Source organism: Variovorax sp. FG153 (assembly GCF_057809595.1).
Genome location: NZ_JBMDKG010000012.1, coordinates 34,044 through 48,175, shown reverse-complemented (window position 1 = coordinate 48,175; position 14,132 = coordinate 34,044). Strand labels below are relative to the sequence as shown.

The following is a 14,132-nucleotide window of genomic DNA, read 5'->3' as shown; positions in this document are numbered from 1 at the left end:
CAATATGGAACAGCAACGTGATTAACTATCCTTCATATTAGCGACCAATGGTTAATTTGAAATAGTGAATTTATTTTCATCATTCAATTTAACTAGGATTTATTAGCGATCGACGCGAGAAGTCTCGAAATGCAAGGCAGAAGACGAACGCAGCCGCCTTGCAAGAACGCAATGACAGGGCACCGCACCGGCGCAAGCGCGGGATGCGACGAAGCCGCCTACTGATGCGTCAGCGTGATGGTCGCGGTCCCATTGGCAATGCCCGGCTTCAGCTCGCCACTGGTTCGCATGTAGCGCGCGACGAAGGGCACGGCATAGGTAAAGTCTTTCGACTCACCCACCCTCATCGCCTTGCCGAACTCCACGGGTCGGCGCTGGGCGTCGAGCACCTGGATGCCGACGCCGCTGGCCGTGATTCCCGCCGAGCCGGCTTCGTTGATCCCCAGCACGCCCGGCAGCGTGGTCGCGTTCGTGGGGTCCATGGTCATCGATACGGTGGACTGCACGGAGCCCGGTGCCGCCTGGCAAGCAACCTCGATGTTGAACGGCGTATCGCGTGCAACGGTTCCGATGCCACCGGTGAGATCGCGGATCGGCACGCGGCCCATCGGAACGAGGAGCTTGCGCGATGGCTCGGTCACGGTGCACGAAGGTGCGACGATCTTTCCACCGTTGAGGATGATCCGGAAATAGTAGTCCTGCGGCTTGTTGGCGACGATCGCATGTCCATAGAGTCCGGGCGTCAACAGCCCGTTGCCGACGCGTTTCGCCGTCTTGATCAGGTCGAAGTTGAACTGGACCCAGCCGCGGTAGTTCGAGGTGGTGGCGCCAGGCGTCGTGCCGTCGACCGAGAACTCGAACGGAAGCGCGCCCGTGGCGCTCTCCCGCCCCCCCATGACCTGCACCCGGTATCCGACCCCCGGTACATTGGTGGAATAGATTCTTTCCCACATGGAGGTGTTGCTCACGAGCGCCCCCTGGGTTCCTCTCAGTTGAACCGTCAACGACTGGCCGAAGTTGCAGTTGGCGATCCAGGCGTTTCTGAGAGCACCTTGCCGATGTGCCAGAACCGTTCCTACAGGCTGGTTGTTGTCCACGACCACCTGGCCGAAGTCGAAGCTGAATTCGCCGATTCGTATGCCGCTCGAATAGAAACATTCCTCCGCTTGCGCCGCGGTCGCCGCCATGGCGACAGCAGTCCAGAGCGTCAACACGCGGATCTTTCTCGCCATCGTTCTGATTGACATGTCTTCTCTACTTCACGAAACGTGGGAGTTCGGGCACGCATTGCCCCTGTGGCAATCCGCCTGAACGGACGAAGGACACGATCTCATCGACGGCCCTTGAGCGAGACGGCCTGCGCCTCGTCGGTGCACCGGCCCACGAACTGGCGAACGGGCAAGGGACTGGCCTCTTCGGGCAGGCTGTACGACACCGCGCATTGGTTCGCCGAACGCTGACCCCAGCGCACCGCGAGGCGGCCGCTCTGGCCCGCGCCGGTCACATAGGCCCGGCCCTCGGGGCCGACGATGCCGACCTCCTGGCCGGCATCGTTCTCGATGCGCGCACCGAAGGGCAGCGGCTTTCCGCGGCCGTCGGTGAGCGTCAGCATCAGCCGGTAGCCCACCGAGGTCTCGAAGGTCGTCAGCACCACCGCGCCGCGCGTCGGCACGAGTTCGGTGGCGGCGGACTTCACTTCCGTCGTGTCGCCCAGGTCCTGCGTGCGCACCGCCACGCGGTTGAGCCGGTAGGGGCTGAGGTTCGGGATGACGGCACTGCCCGAGCCATCGGTCACCACGCCCGGACGCGCGTCGAAACCGACCCCGCCGGCCTTGGGCACCTGCACCAGCGCGACCGTCTCGCCCAGGGGCTGCGACAGCGTGATGCCGCCGCCATGCACCAGCAGCCCGCCCGCCATGCCGATGGTGGTCTGGCGGAAGCCCCGGCCCTGCGAGTGGCCGAGGTCGAAGCGGCCGAAAGGCGCGAGATAGCTGCCCCCCACGCTGCCGCCGGCGCCCTGCTCGCTCGCATGGCTGGCGCTCACGCTGTAGCTGAGGCGGCGATCCTCCAGGGCCGCGCCGTACAGGCTCACCTGCTGGCTGGTGTTGCCCTCGCGATCGCGCGAGACCGCGTACTGCGCGCTGGCCGCGGAAGTGCCGAGCGGAATGCTCAGCGTGAACATGAGCTGGCTCGTGGCACGGCGGTCCTGGTAGGCGCTGCGGTTGTAGAAGACGCTGTAGCTGAACTGCTTGTAGCTGCCCGACCAGCCCAGCTGCACCAGCCGGTCCTTGAAGGAGGTTCCCCAATAGCTCTGCTGGCGCGCGGAGGCGAAGAGCGAGCCCCAGTCGCCGACCTTCTGCGCGAGCTCGAAACGCAGCTCGTTGCGCCGACTGTGCAGGCGCTCGGACGGCGACAGCGCCTGCATGTCCACGGCTTCCTGGAAGGTGCGGTAGCCGCTGGTGGAATAGCGGTAGCCCGCGACGCGAAAGTTGGTGCCGCTGTCGACGAAGGACTTCGCGTAGAGGAACCGCAGCGACTGGCCGCTCTGGCGCTCCTTCCCGCCGAGCGCGAACGCCATCGGCGTGCCGGCCGGATCGGTCGGCAGGCCGCGCGGCGCCGTGGTGCTGGCGGTCGAGAGGTCGAGCGACAGCGCGCCGAAGCTTCGCATGTTCCTGCCCACGCCGGCCAGCACCGACTGGTAGCGGCTCGAGGCCATGAAGCCGCCGTAGACCGTGTAGTCGTTGCCCAGGCCGCGCGCCAGGGTCGCCTGCACGAAGACCGGCTCGATGCGCGCGCCTTGTTCCCGCAGCCACGGTGCCAGCAGCGTGCCGGCACCGCCCTGGCGCATGTCGCCGATGTAGCTGCTGCTGTAGCCGAAGGCGCTGCGGTACTTGCCCACCGTGGCGCCGTAGCGCCAGGTGCCTTCGCGCAGCAGCGTCGGCACCGCCGAGAAGGCCTGTATGTATCGGCTTTCGCGCCCGTCGGCTTCGGTGACCGTGACTTCGAGGTCTCCGCCGGAGTCCGTGGGATAGAGGTCGTCGATCACGAACGGCCCCGGCGCGACGAAGGTGCTGTAGACGACATAGCCGCTCTGGCGCACCGTGACGCGCGCGTTCGTCTGCGCGATGCCGCGGATGGTGGGGGCGTAGCCTTGCTGGCTGTCGGACAGCATGGCCTCGTCGGTGCCGATCTGCACGCCGCGAAACGGCACGCTGTCGAAGAAGTTGGCGGGCGTGTTGCCGTCGCCGATCTGCAGTTGCCCCTGGATCGAAGGCAGGTCGCGCTGCAGCGTGGAGGTGACGGCCTGCCAGCGGCCGCGGCCGTCGGTGTCGCGGTTGTAGGTCGAGTAGTGGCGCATGCGCCAGTCGCCGATGTTGAAGCCGCCGCGCAGGCCCGCGAACAGCGTGTTGCGCTGGGCATCCTGGCGCCCGCGGTCGAGGAAAGGATTGGCGTCGAAGAGGCTCGGCGAGTTCGCGAAGAGGTTCGACCGCTCGCGCTGGTTGTCGCCGCCGTGGCGCGCGAAGTTCAGCTGGTAGTCGAGCATGGCGGCGGTGATGCCTCTGTCCCAGCGCGCCGGTTCGACCGCGCCGCGCGCCGCGCGCTTGAGCGCCGCCTGCGGAATGCCGAGCGACAGCGCGAGCTGGCCCGCGTCGTAGCTCACGGTCGCTTCGGGAATGCTGGCCGGCAGGTCCACGCAGACATCGTCGGCCGCGCCGGCCAGCGCGGGGAAGGCCTCCACGTTGACACCCCACCCGCCCAGCATGCCGCGCGTGAGGCAGGCCACGGCATCGGTCTTGCCCGGCACGTCGTCGAACCGGATGGTGCTGCGGCCAACGGCCCGCCCGTTGACCGTCACGTCGACGGCATAAGTACCGGGCAGCACTCGATTGCCGAAGGCGAAGATCGAGAGATCGGCGCGCGGTTGCTTGCCGCCGCCGATGCCGAGGAATTCTTCCTCGAAACGCGAACCGGCGACCTGCTGCGCCAACGCAGGAATGCCGAGGCTCGCGATGACCGTCGCGCACAGCGTGCGACGGAACGGCGCGGCGCGCAGGATGCGGCGCATGACCTCAGCGCGCGGCATCGCTGGTGGATGGCGTATCGACGACCTCGGGCGTCAAGGCCACGGGCTCGACGGCCACGGGCACGCGCACGCGTTCCTCGGGCGTTTCGCCACCGTAGTCGTTGATCGTGGTGAATCGGATCTCGATCGGTTGCGGCGTCTTCATGGCATCGAGCGGAAAGCTCGACTCCGCGAGCGGCGCGACCATGACGGCCCGGATCACCTGCTGGCCGGCGTTGAGGGTCAAGCCGGTGAAGGTCACGTGATAGACCGTGGGATTGCGGATCTTCAGCACCGCCCCCTGGTCCGGCGCACCGGCAGCGACGCTCCAGCGCAGCTGCGTGCGCGCATCCGCCGGCTGGCCCGACAGCGCGGCGGGACGATAGAACAGCTTGATGCGGGTACGCACCGCGATCTGCAGCACATTCTCTTCCTGCGTCTTCTCGGGAATCTCCTTGACGTTGAGCCAGTACACCGATTCGCGGTCGCGCGGCAATTCACCGGGCATCCGCAGGATGCGCAGGATGTTTTCCTTGCCGGGATCGAGCCGCGACAGCGGCGGCGTGACCAGCAGCGGCACGTCGGTCAGGCCCTCGCCCGCATCGACCCAGGCCTGGATGACATAGGGCGAGCCGCCGGTATTGCGCATGGGGATCGAGGCCTCGCGCTCTTTCTCGCCGAGGATCACGCGCGTACCGCTGAGCGATACCGCCGCATCGGCGTGCCATGAAATGCCCAGTCCCAATGCCATGGCCAGGGCCCAACCGAATGTCTGCTTGCTGCACATAGGAGTTTTCGGGCGCACGCGCCCCATGCGGCGGTACGCCGCCGTACGAAACATGAAGAAAAAGGAAAGCGAAGAGGAGCGCCGCCTCGAGGCGGCGCCAACGGCCGGTGGCTGCGAGAGCCGCGGCCGCGGATCACCCGAACTTAGTTGTAGGCGACGGTGAACTGGGCCATGCCGTTGGCCGGGCCGACCGTGACCGAATCCTTGGTCGCGAGGTAGTTCGCTTTGAATTGCAGCGAGTTGGTGCCGTTGCCCAGGATGTAGCTGGGAGATGCCACGCCAAGCTTGATCGGATTGCCAGCCGAATCCTTCAACTGAATCGCCACGCCCGTTGCGGCCGCCACCGTCTGCCCTGAATTGGCAATGGCCAGGTTGGTGCCATCGGCGGTGCCAGAGAACGTGACCTGCGCATTCTTGGCCGAGGCGGTGTCGCAGTTGAGCAGATCGATGGTGAAGTCGACCGGCGTGGAAGTGCTGCCGAGACCGGTGAGCGTCCGGCTCACGATCTTGCCGAGTTGCACGGTCTTGTTCTGGCTGCCGGGCGCCACCGAGCAGGTGGCGTCGATGATTTCGCCCTGGAAATTGATGGTGCCGTCATAGGCCATCGCGGCTTGCGAGAGAACGCCGACAGCGGCGAATGCGCAGAGTTTGGAGAGGGGATGCTTGAGCATTGGATTCCTTGATTTCAATCGATGAGAGCCCGCTCGATGGCGGCAGGCCCTGCGAGACAAACATCGCCGGCTGCCGCGGGAACGCGGAAAGCCCGGAGATGAATTGATATTCCTTGGTTGATTTCTTGACTACGAGTTTTCGATCAGCGATCTCCCATTGAGTTGAATTGAGCATGAATCCCGCATGGCTTGACGTCGATTCAGACGATTGAGTCGCGATGACGAAGCCCCGTGGCTCGCGTCACGGACGACCATCGGCCACGCTGCCCACCCACGTCGACGGCAGCGAAGGCCTCGCGAGGCCGGCAACTAGGGCGATGGGTTCAGGGCGACCAGGCGGTACCCGACTCCGTAGATCGTCAACAGCCTGATACCCTTCTCCGGGCCCAGTCCCAGCTTGCGGCGCACACGCGTCACGTGCACGTCGAGCACCCGCGAACCGGGGCTGCTGGGCCGATCGAACAACCGCTCCTCGATCTCCGTGCGGGCGACGACCTTGCCGAGGTTCTGGAACAGGATGCAGGCGACCTCGAATTCGCGCGGCTGCAAGCGCACTTCCACGCCATCGACCAACACCACGCGCGCCGCTCGCTTGAAATGAAAACTGCCCCAGATCAGGTCTTCCTCGGCAGACGGCACGTGCCCCCCTTGCCTGCGCGTGTGGAGCAATCGCAACCGCATCGCCAGTTCGGCGCCATCCACCGGCGCCGTGGCGAATTCGATCCGCTCGCCATTCAGCGAGTCCTCGTCGAAGGTGGCCGCGAGTTCCAGGGCATCGCGCGACACGACGACCAGGATGGGCAGCTTCACCATGGTCCGAAGATTCGCCCAGCGCCGCTGGCTCCATCCCTTGTCGGCGCATGCGATCAGCGCGTCGTAGTGACGGCCCGAGGACATCGACTCCCACAAGGTCTGCACCGAATCGAAGGCAGCCGAGGCGAAGCCCTGCGAGTCGAGCGCGCTACGCAGGGTGCCGCGATTGCGCTCGTCGCCGAAGACCAGCGCCAGCGAGGAAATCGACCTCGAAAGGCCCTGCCCGGTGTTGGTGGCGGGACTCATGCGCAGACTCCGAGGGTCGGTGTTTCCGGCTCGAAGCTCGGGACCGCCTGGGCAACGAAGCGCCTGACGCTTTCGCCGACGATGTCGAGATCCATGTCCGGTTCGCGAGCGACGCGCAGCACCACGCCTTCGACGAAGCACTGCAAGGCGAACACCCGGCCGCGCACCTCGGCCTCGGGCAGCGCCTTGCAGGCCTGGCGCATGCGGGCCTGCAACAGCGCGACGAGCGCATGACGCTCGAGCGCCAGAGCTTCGGCCGTTGCGCCGGCCACGCGCGCCCTGCGAGTACCTTCGGCGACCGCCTCCAGCACGAAGGCGGCATTCGTTGCCCCCGTTGCGCGCCAACTGCGCAGCCGCTCGCAGACGAACGCCGCCACGGTCTCGGGCCGCAGATCCGGCAAGTCGCCGAGGCCCATGCCCTGCAGACGCTCCAGCAAGGCCAGCACGATGTCGTCCTTGGTCTCGAAGTGAAGGCGAATCTCGGAAGGGCTCATGCCGACCGCGTCGCAGATATGCACCATGGAGACGGGCCGGATGCCGCGCTCCGCGAAGCACGCACTCGCGGCCAGGAGAATGCGATCGCGGACCGTACCCTCCCGTACCGCGCCAGCCGCCTGCAATTTGTTTCCCTGCAATTGAATCCTTTCGGCCCACTTCTTCGTAAACACAATCCGCGCCACGAAAAGAGAGTGAACATTCAGTTTTTGTTAGGTTACTCCAGTCTTCGCGCAACCACGACACTGCTGACCAGATTCCTAGGGACAAGTGTCATATTTCCCCGGAAAGGAGGAACTAGTTCTCGCCCACCCCTCGGCAAGATCAGTCGATTGTCAGCAAACAGCGGCCTTCTTCGGGGAAAACGAATGCAACCGCAAACAGCAGAAACAAGGGCGCCAGCGCCGCGAAAGCTTGCCTCTCAGATCATGAAAAATGAATGAGCATTTATACTTTCTTTACTCCATGAGCGCCGACGTAAGCTCCCCAGCCAGCCGACACCACACCTCAAGGAAATTCACGCGTGAATAACAAGATCAAGCGCTCGTCTCCCAGCAGCGAACAGCGGGCCGAGTTGCAGAAGCTGAGGATCCTGAAGGCCGCGAGAACCTGCTTCATCCAGGACGGGCTGCATGCGGGCACCATCGCCCGCATCAGCGAGACCGCGCAGATGAGCCCGGGGCTGATCTACCGCTACTTCTCGAGCCGGGAGGAGATCGTTCTCGGCCTCATGCGCCTGCAGGTCAAGGCCGGCTTCGGCCCGGGCATCGCCGGACTGACGCCGAAGGTGGTGACGGCCCGCATCTGCGAATACCTGCGCCGGTGGCTCGCGGGCGACCCCGATGTTCCAAGCCCGCCGCTGATCCTGGAAATGAGCGCGGAAAGCACGCGCAACGAGGCGATCGCCAAGCACATCGTCGACGCCGACAAGGAAGCCAGGGCGTCGCTGATCGCCTGGCTGACGGACCTCTCCGTCCAAGCCGGGGAGACAGTGAGCGAGAAGGAGATCCAGATCCGCGCCATGGCCCTCGGCTGCTTCATCGACGGCCTGGTGCTTCGCGCGGCGCGCGAGCCCGACCTCGACATGGAGATCGTCGAGAAGAGCATGGACAGCCTCATGGCCATGGTGGCCCCTTCGCCGCCACGCAAGGCGACCTGAGGGCAGCCGGGTCCCGGCGACGCGCTCCCCGTGATAGAGTCCGCCGCAGCGTGACTGCCACGCTCGGCCCCGGGGACGACTCCAGGGCGCGATCGCCGCCCCGGGGACGACCCTGCACTTCCTGTGAAGTTCAACCATGGTCCATCCTCGCAGCGCGCAGCCCCTCACCGCCGCCACCTCCTCCGTCCCACCGCAGACCTGGCTGCTGCTGATAGCAGCCTGGGCCGTCGTCGGCGCGTTCACCGTCTTCGGCGCCGGCTGGCTCGGCCCCTCGATGACACCGGTCACCGCGGGCATCGCGTTCGCGGCGCTGTTCGTCACGATCCTGGCCGCGTCCTTCGGCGTGGTGAAGGAAGCCGACCATCTCGCGCATGCGCTGGGCGAGCCCTACGGCACCCTGATCCTGACGCTGTCGATCGTGCTGATCGAGGTGGTGCTGATCGCCTCCGTGCTGCTGGGGCCGGGCGACTTCCCCACCATCGGCCGCGACTCGATCTTCGCCGTCATGATGATCATCATGAACCTCGTGATGGGCCTGTGCCTGATCGCGGGCCACGGCCGCAACGGCCATCAGCGCTACAACGCGCAGGGCACCGCCTCCTACCTGTCGATGGTGGTGCTGCTCGCCAGCATCGCGCTGGTGCTGCCGAAGTATCTGAGCGGCGCGGGTGAGTTCACACGCGTCCAGGCCATCGGCATCTCGGCCATCACCGCCGTGGTCTATGCGGTCTTCCTCGGCCTGCAGATGCGCAGCCACCGCAAGCTCTACATGGAGCCCGCGCCGGGCGACGATGCCGACCCGGCCCGCCATGCCGTCGGCCTGCTGCCCCAGCCCGCGCGGACGGACACGAAGCTCCTCGTGCTGCGCTCGGCCCTGCTGATCGCGCTGATCCTGCCGATCGTGCTGCTCGCCCACCATCTCGCGGTGGTCACCGACTACGGCATCGCGGCGGCGGGCGCGCCCACCGCCCTGGGCGGTGTCCTGATCGCCATCATCGTGTTCACGCCCGAGTCCATCACGGCCGTGAAGGCCGCGATGAACAACGAGATGCAGCGCGCCATCAACCTGTGCCTCGGTGCCTTCGTCTCCACCGTGGGACTGACGGTGCCGGCCGTGCTCGTGATCGGCCTCGTGACCGGCAAGCAGGTGATCATGGGCATCTCGAACACGGAGACGGTGCTCTACATCGCCACCGTGGCGCTGGGCATGCTGAGCTTCAACGGCCAGAAGACCTCGGCGGTCCAGGGCTGGATGCACCTGGCGCTGTTCGCGATCTTCGGGCTGCTCCTCTTCAGTCCCTGAGCCGAGGCTCCCGTTCAATAGGTGCGGCTCGGCACGCCCTGCATGGACAGCGCCCACTGCGCAATCCGGTCCTTGCGTTCGAAGGCCACGCCCGGGTGCTTGTTCGCATAGGCCAGGAACTCGCCCAGCGCCTTCACGCGCGCGGGCGTGCCGCCGATGCGGTCGTGGGTGGAGATCGACATCATCCGCCGGCGTCCGGCCGCCTCGGCATAGAGCTGGTCGAACTCGTCCTTGAGCTCCTGGCCGAAGGCCGCGGCCGTGAGCGGACCCTCCGCGCCGAAGCGCGCGATGTCGTTCATGCGCAGCGTGTAGGGCACGACCGCGAAGGGCTTGCCGTTGACCTGCGTGGTCATCGGCTCGTCGGCCGAGAGATCGTCGATGTGGTACGTGAAGCCCAGTTCCTGCAGGATGCCGAGCGTGCGTGGCGTGCCGCGCAGCCAGAACGCGTTGTAGCCCGCGGGACGGGTGCCGGTGGCCTTGAGCAGCGCATCGATGTTGGCCTGGTACGAGGCGCGCTCCTGCTCGGGCGAGATGTCCCAGTGCGGGGTCCAGGTCTGGCCATGCGCGGCGGCTTCGTGGCCGCGCTGCACGATCTCGCGCGCGAGCTGCGGGTTGCGCTCCACGGCCTGGCCGGTCATGTGCGAAGTCACCTTCACGCCATGCCGGTCCCACAGGTCGAGCAGCCGCGGGATGCCTTCGCGCACGCCGTATTCGAACCAGGTGCGCGCCGGCAGGTCCGGGTACTTCGCATCCATCGGCGGAAACGGCGAGCCGTTGTCGTGCTCGCTCTGCGCGCCCGACTCGAACTGCATCGACACCGAGATCACGAGCCGCGCGCCGTTCGGCCAGTGACGGCCGGTAGCGGCCTTGGCCGCGGCCTTCGGCCGCGCCTGGGCCCGCGCTTCGCCGGCTGCCAGGCCGGACAGCGCGGCGGCCGCCACCGTGCCCGCGCCGCCGCGCAGGATGTTGCGGCGCTCGAGGCTGCCGATGGAGGGGTTGGCGTTCATCTGGAAGATCCCTTTCATGGATGGTGGGGTTTCGAGGGCGGGTTCCACTGCTGCTTCCAGTAGTTCGCCTTGGGGTGCTCGCGCAGGAACACGCAGCACTGCACCCATTGGCCGGGCGACAGCGCCTCGACCGCGCGGGACAGCACCGTGAACGTTGTGTCGGCCATCCGCTGGCTCACCTCGCTCGCGCGCGGATTCGTCAGCACCAGCGTGGCGATCAGTTGCTGCGCGCCGGACTCGTCGCCGCAGAGTTCGGCCACGATGGGTTGCACGCGCGACTTCAGATCGCCGAGCGCGGCCGATCCGCTGTCCGCGAGCGCGCGGTGCAGCGTCCGCAGGGTCCGCGGCCAATCGATGGCCGCGAGCAGGGGAGGCGACGCCTCGACAACGATGTGGGGCATGGCGCGCGACCTCAATCCAGCTTGATGCCGGCCTCGCGGATCAGTTGCTGCCAGCGGATGCGCTCGCCGGCCATCATCCGCGCGAAGCCCTGCGGCGAGCTGTCGACCGTGATCGATCCCAGTTCCGCGAGCTTGTCGCGCGTGTTCTTCTGCGCCAGCGCGCGGCGCATGTGGTCGACCAGCCAGGCCTGGCGTTCGCTCGGCGTGGCCGCGGGCGCGACGAAGCCGTACCAGCCGCCGATCTGCGCATCGACGCCGCTCTCCTTGAGCGTCGGGACCTCGGGCAGCGCGGGAATGCGCGCGGGGCTGGTCACGGCGAGCGCCTTGAGCCGGCCCGACACGATGTGCTGCAGCACCGCCGGCGTGGCCTCGAACAGCAGTTGCACGGTGCCGCCCATCAGATCGTTGAGCGCCGGCGCCGAGCCGCGGTACGGCACGTGCAGGATCGACACCTGCGCCTCGCGCTTGAAGAGTTCGGCCGCCAGGTGCTGCGGCGTGCCGTTGCCCGCCGAGGCGTAGGAGTAGCGGCCCGGCGCCTTGCGCAGCACCTCGAGCGCCGCGCGCAGGTTCGGCGCGGGGAACGAGGGATGCGCCACCATCACCAGCGGCACCGATGCGGCCCAGGCCAACGGCGCGAAGTCCTTGGCCGGGTCGTAGTTGAGCTTGGGATAGAGCGCGGCATTCGCAGCCATCGGGCCGAGCGCCGCGAGCAGCAGCGTGTGGCCGTCGGCCTCGCCGCGCGCCACGGCTTCGGTGCCGATGTTGCCACCCGCGCCGCCGCGGTTGTCCACGAGCACCGTGGCGCCGCTCTCCGTCTGCAGCGCATGCGCCATCAGGCGCGAGATCGCGTCGGTGGTGGCGCCGGCCGGATACGGGCAGACGATGCGGATCGGCTTGGAGGGAAAGGCCTGTGCGTGCGATGCGCCGGCAAGGCCGGGGATGGCAAGGGCCGCGCCGGCCTGGAGGAAATTTCGTCGCTGCATGAATCGGTGCTTCCTGATGTCTCGTCTTGGGAGGCAGTTTCAGAGGATGCGCCGGCCGCGGCAAATCGCATTTTTCGGCACGCCCCATCGGATAATCCGATAGCCATGACCGCACGCCCCAGCAGCCGCGCCCAGCGCGCACGCGATCCCCTCGAGCTCGTTTCGCTGCGGCAACTGCGCTACTTCAGCGCCGCGATGCGCGCGCCCAGCTTCAACGAGGCGGCGCGCGAATGCTCGATCTCGCAGCCCGCGTTGTCGGAACAGATCGCGCTGCTCGAGCAGGTGCTCGGCGTGCCACTGTTCGACCGCACCGGCGGCCGCGCGGTCCCCACGCTGTCTGGGCACGAACTCGAACGCCGCATCGCGGGCAGCCTGCTCGAACTGCAGTCGGCCTTGCGCGAGGTGCCCGAGCGAGCCGACACCATCTCGGGCCTGGTGCGCGTGGGACTCGTGCAGTCCTACGGCGCCTGCTGGGTGGTGCCGGTGATGCGCGCGGCGCAGGCGCGCTGGCCCGCGCTGTCCGTGGCGCTGCGGCGGCGCACCGCGCACGCGCTCGAGGAAGGCGTGCTGCGCGGCGACTTCGAGTTCGCGGTGAGCTTCGATCCGCATCCCCATGCCGACCTCGAGATCGCGCAGTGCTTCGTCGAGCGGGCCGTCGCCGTCGGCGCCCTGCCGCGGCGCGCGCGGCGGCTCACGCTGGCGCAGCTCGCGCCTTGCGGGCTCGCGCTGCTGCCGAGCGAATACATGATGCGCCGCGAGCTCGACGCGGCCTTCGCCTCGCAGGGCCTCAAGCCGCAGGTCCGGCTCGAATCGGATGCACTCGAAGACCTGGTGGCGGCCGCGCGCGAGAGCGGCATGGTCGCGATCCTCAACGCCGCGGCCGCATCGAGCCTGGCGGTGCACGACGCGGTGCCGATCGACAGCGTCGAACTGCAGCGCAAGGCCTGCCTCGTGCGTTCGCGCACACGCCATCACACGAACGCGTCGCGCCATCTCTGGGATGCGCTGGTCGCGGGCGCGCCGGCCCTGCCGTCGGGCTGGACCGCGCCCGGCAAGGCACGGCGCTAGATGCTTCGCAGGTTCACGCGCCGCGACAAGGCCTCGGCACTCTCGCGCCGCTCGCTGTAGCGATCGACCAGATGGCCGGCGCAGTCGCGCGTCAGCAGCGTGAACTTGACCAGCTCCTCCATGACGTCGACCACGCGTTCGTAGTACGGCGAGGGCTTCATGCGCCCGGCTTCGTCGAACTCGAGGTAGGCCTTGGCCACCGAGGACTGGTTCGGGATGGTGATCATGCGCATCCAGCGTCCGAGCACGCGCAGCTGGTTCACCGCATTGAAGGACTGCGAGCCGCCCGAGACCTCCATCACGGCCAGCGTCTTGCCCTGCGTCGGCCGCACGGAGCCGACCGACAGCGGGATCCAGTCGAGCTGCGCCTTCATGATGCCGGTCATCGCGCCATGGCGTTCCGGCGAGCACCAGACCATGCCTTCGGACCACTGCGCGAGCGCGCGCAGCTCCTGCACCTTCGGATGGTCCTCGGGTTCGCTGTCGGGCAGCGGCAGGCCGCGCGGATCGAAGACGCGGGTCTGCGCGCCCAGCGTGCGCAGCAACCGCTCGGCCTCTTCGGTCAGCAGGCGGCTGTACGAGCGCTCGCGGACCGAGCCGTAGAGCAACAGGATGCGCGGCGCGTGCGTCGAACGCTCGGCGGGCCACAGGTGCCGTGGGTCCGGCAGCCGGAAGGCCTCCGCATCCAGGTTCGGCAGGTCAGGGCTTGGCGACACGCTGGCCTTTCGCATCGATGACGGGCTCGCCGTCTTCCTTCGAGAACGCGCCGCGCTGGGCGTGCGGCAGCAGGTCGAGCACGGCCTCCGATGGCCGGCACAGGCGCGTGCCCAACGGCGTGACGACGATCGGGCGGTTGATGAGGATCGGATGCGCGAGCATGAAGCCGATCAGCTCCGCATCGGTCCACTTCGCATCGGCCAGCCCGAGCTCGTCGTGGGGCGTGCCCTTCTGGCGCAGCAGGTCGCGCACGCCGATGCCCATGTCGGCGACCAGTTGCTCGAGCGTTGCGCGGCTCGGCGGATGCTTGAGGTACTCGATGACGGTCGGCTCCTCGCCGCTGTTGCGGATCAGCGCGAGCACGTTGCGCGACGTGCCGCAGTCGGGGTTGTGATAGATCGTGATGTCGCTCATGGAAG

At 67.3% G+C, this 14,132-nt stretch carries 14 protein-coding genes; 3 read left to right on the top strand and 11 right to left on the bottom strand.

Annotation, left to right across the window (positions count from 1 at the left end; translation table 11 throughout):
• Positions 1 to 218: 218 nt before the first annotated feature.
• From ACODT0_RS15430 to ACODT0_RS15405, 6 genes are all read right to left on the bottom strand, one after another.
• Entirely contained in the window at positions 219 to 1,247 is a 1,029-nt protein-coding gene (locus tag ACODT0_RS15430; RefSeq protein WP_489041650.1) for a fimbrial protein, read from the bottom strand.
• An 83-nt stretch (positions 1,248 to 1,330) separates the two neighbouring features.
• Positions 1,331 to 4,084, bottom strand: coding sequence for a fimbria/pilus outer membrane usher protein (locus ACODT0_RS15425; RefSeq protein ID WP_489041649.1), 2,754 nt, complete (start codon positions 4,082 to 4,084; stop codon positions 1,331 to 1,333).
• A complete protein-coding gene (locus ACODT0_RS15420) occupies positions 4,071 to 4,877 on the bottom strand; it encodes a fimbrial biogenesis chaperone (protein ID WP_489041648.1) in 807 nt (268 codons plus the stop codon). Before ACODT0_RS15420 ends, ACODT0_RS15425 begins: the two co-directional genes overlap by 14 nt.
• Positions 4,878 to 4,993: 116 nt before the next feature.
• Positions 4,994 to 5,521: a fimbrial protein gene (locus tag ACODT0_RS15415; RefSeq protein ID WP_261209728.1), complete on the bottom strand. Its 528-nt coding sequence runs from the start codon at positions 5,519 to 5,521 to the stop codon at positions 4,994 to 4,996.
• 309 nt (positions 5,522 to 5,830) lie between these two features.
• Positions 5,831 to 6,580, bottom strand: a complete 750-nt coding sequence (locus ACODT0_RS15410; RefSeq protein WP_261209726.1) for a winged helix-turn-helix transcriptional regulator — start codon at positions 6,578 to 6,580, stop codon at positions 5,831 to 5,833.
• Positions 6,577 to 7,248 carry a TetR/AcrR family transcriptional regulator gene (locus tag ACODT0_RS15405; RefSeq protein ID WP_489041647.1) on the bottom strand — a complete coding sequence of 224 codons (672 nt, stop codon included), beginning with the start codon at positions 7,246 to 7,248 and terminating at the stop codon, positions 6,577 to 6,579. Before ACODT0_RS15405 ends, ACODT0_RS15410 begins: the two co-directional genes overlap by 4 nt.
• Before the next feature lie 350 nt (positions 7,249 to 7,598).
• Between ACODT0_RS15405 and ACODT0_RS15400 the strand changes: the two genes are divergently transcribed.
• The gene (locus tag ACODT0_RS15400) at positions 7,599 to 8,234 is read left to right on the top strand and encodes a TetR/AcrR family transcriptional regulator (RefSeq protein WP_261209722.1); all 636 of its coding nucleotides are present in this window, start codon (positions 7,599 to 7,601) and stop codon (positions 8,232 to 8,234) included.
• Positions 8,235 to 8,370: 136 nt separating this feature from the next.
• On the top strand, positions 8,371 to 9,537 hold the full coding sequence (locus ACODT0_RS15395) for a calcium:cation antiporter (protein ID WP_489041646.1): 1,167 nt from the start codon (positions 8,371 to 8,373) through the stop codon (positions 9,535 to 9,537).
• A gap of 14 nt (positions 9,538 to 9,551) precedes the next feature.
• Here the strand turns inward: ACODT0_RS15395 and ACODT0_RS15390 are convergent, their stop codons facing one another.
• The 3 genes from ACODT0_RS15390 to ACODT0_RS15380 are packed head-to-tail and all read right to left on the bottom strand — an operon-like array spanning position 9,552 to position 11,928.
• Positions 9,552 to 10,562 carry a polysaccharide deacetylase family protein gene (locus ACODT0_RS15390; RefSeq protein ID WP_489041645.1) on the bottom strand — a complete coding sequence of 337 codons (1,011 nt, stop codon included), beginning with the start codon at positions 10,560 to 10,562 and terminating at the stop codon, positions 9,552 to 9,554.
• Entirely contained in the window at positions 10,559 to 10,945 is a 387-nt protein-coding gene (locus ACODT0_RS15385) for a 5-carboxymethyl-2-hydroxymuconate Delta-isomerase (RefSeq protein ID WP_413764391.1), read from the bottom strand. Before ACODT0_RS15385 ends, ACODT0_RS15390 begins: the two co-directional genes overlap by 4 nt.
• 11 nt (positions 10,946 to 10,956) lie before the next feature.
• On the bottom strand, positions 10,957 to 11,928 hold the full coding sequence (locus ACODT0_RS15380) for a Bug family tripartite tricarboxylate transporter substrate binding protein (RefSeq protein ID WP_261209713.1): 972 nt from the start codon (positions 11,926 to 11,928) through the stop codon (positions 10,957 to 10,959).
• A gap of 105 nt (positions 11,929 to 12,033) precedes the next feature.
• Here ACODT0_RS15380 and ACODT0_RS15375 point away from each other — a divergent pair, with 105 nt between their 5' ends.
• A complete protein-coding gene (locus ACODT0_RS15375; RefSeq protein ID WP_261209711.1) occupies positions 12,034 to 12,996 on the top strand; it encodes a LysR family transcriptional regulator in 963 nt (320 codons plus the stop codon).
• On the opposite strand, the gene arsH is transcribed toward ACODT0_RS15375, so the two are convergent.
• Positions 12,993 to 13,727, bottom strand: a complete 735-nt coding sequence (arsH, locus tag ACODT0_RS15370) for an arsenical resistance protein ArsH (RefSeq protein ID WP_261209709.1) — start codon at positions 13,725 to 13,727, stop codon at positions 12,993 to 12,995. The genes ACODT0_RS15375 and arsH overlap by 4 nt on opposite strands.
• Entirely contained in the window at positions 13,696 to 14,127 is a 432-nt protein-coding gene (gene arsC, locus ACODT0_RS15365; protein ID WP_261209707.1) for an arsenate reductase (glutaredoxin), read from the bottom strand. Before arsC ends, arsH begins: the two co-directional genes overlap by 32 nt.
• Positions 14,128 to 14,132: the final 5 nt, after the last annotated feature.

Excerpts from the sequence above, each read along its gene's own strand:
- ACODT0_RS15430 (WP_489041650.1), bottom strand. The coding sequence starts at position 1,247 with ATGTCAATCAGAACGATGGCGAGAAAGATCCGCGTGTTGACGCTCTGG.
- ACODT0_RS15395 (WP_489041646.1), top strand. The coding sequence starts at position 8,371 with ATGGTCCATCCTCGCAGCGCGCAGCCCCTCACCGCCGCCACCTCCTCC.
- ACODT0_RS15425 (WP_489041649.1), bottom strand. The coding sequence starts at position 4,084 with ATGCCGCGCGCTGAGGTCATGCGCCGCATCCTGCGCGCCGCGCCGTTC.
- ACODT0_RS15420 (WP_489041648.1), bottom strand. The coding sequence starts at position 4,877 with ATGGGGCGCGTGCGCCCGAAAACTCCTATGTGCAGCAAGCAGACATTC.
- arsC (WP_261209707.1), bottom strand. The coding sequence starts at position 14,127 with ATGAGCGACATCACGATCTATCACAACCCCGACTGCGGCACGTCGCGC.
- ACODT0_RS15380 (WP_261209713.1), bottom strand. The coding sequence starts at position 11,928 with ATGCAGCGACGAAATTTCCTCCAGGCCGGCGCGGCCCTTGCCATCCCC.
- ACODT0_RS15375 (WP_261209711.1), top strand. The coding sequence starts at position 12,034 with ATGACCGCACGCCCCAGCAGCCGCGCCCAGCGCGCACGCGATCCCCTC.
- ACODT0_RS15410 (WP_261209726.1), bottom strand. The coding sequence starts at position 6,580 with ATGAGTCCCGCCACCAACACCGGGCAGGGCCTTTCGAGGTCGATTTCC.
- arsH (WP_261209709.1), bottom strand. The coding sequence starts at position 13,727 with ATGCGAAAGGCCAGCGTGTCGCCAAGCCCTGACCTGCCGAACCTGGAT.
- ACODT0_RS15390 (WP_489041645.1), bottom strand. The coding sequence starts at position 10,562 with ATGAAAGGGATCTTCCAGATGAACGCCAACCCCTCCATCGGCAGCCTC.
- ACODT0_RS15385 (WP_413764391.1), bottom strand. The coding sequence starts at position 10,945 with ATGCCCCACATCGTTGTCGAGGCGTCGCCTCCCCTGCTCGCGGCCATC.
- ACODT0_RS15415 (WP_261209728.1), bottom strand. The coding sequence starts at position 5,521 with ATGCTCAAGCATCCCCTCTCCAAACTCTGCGCATTCGCCGCTGTCGGC.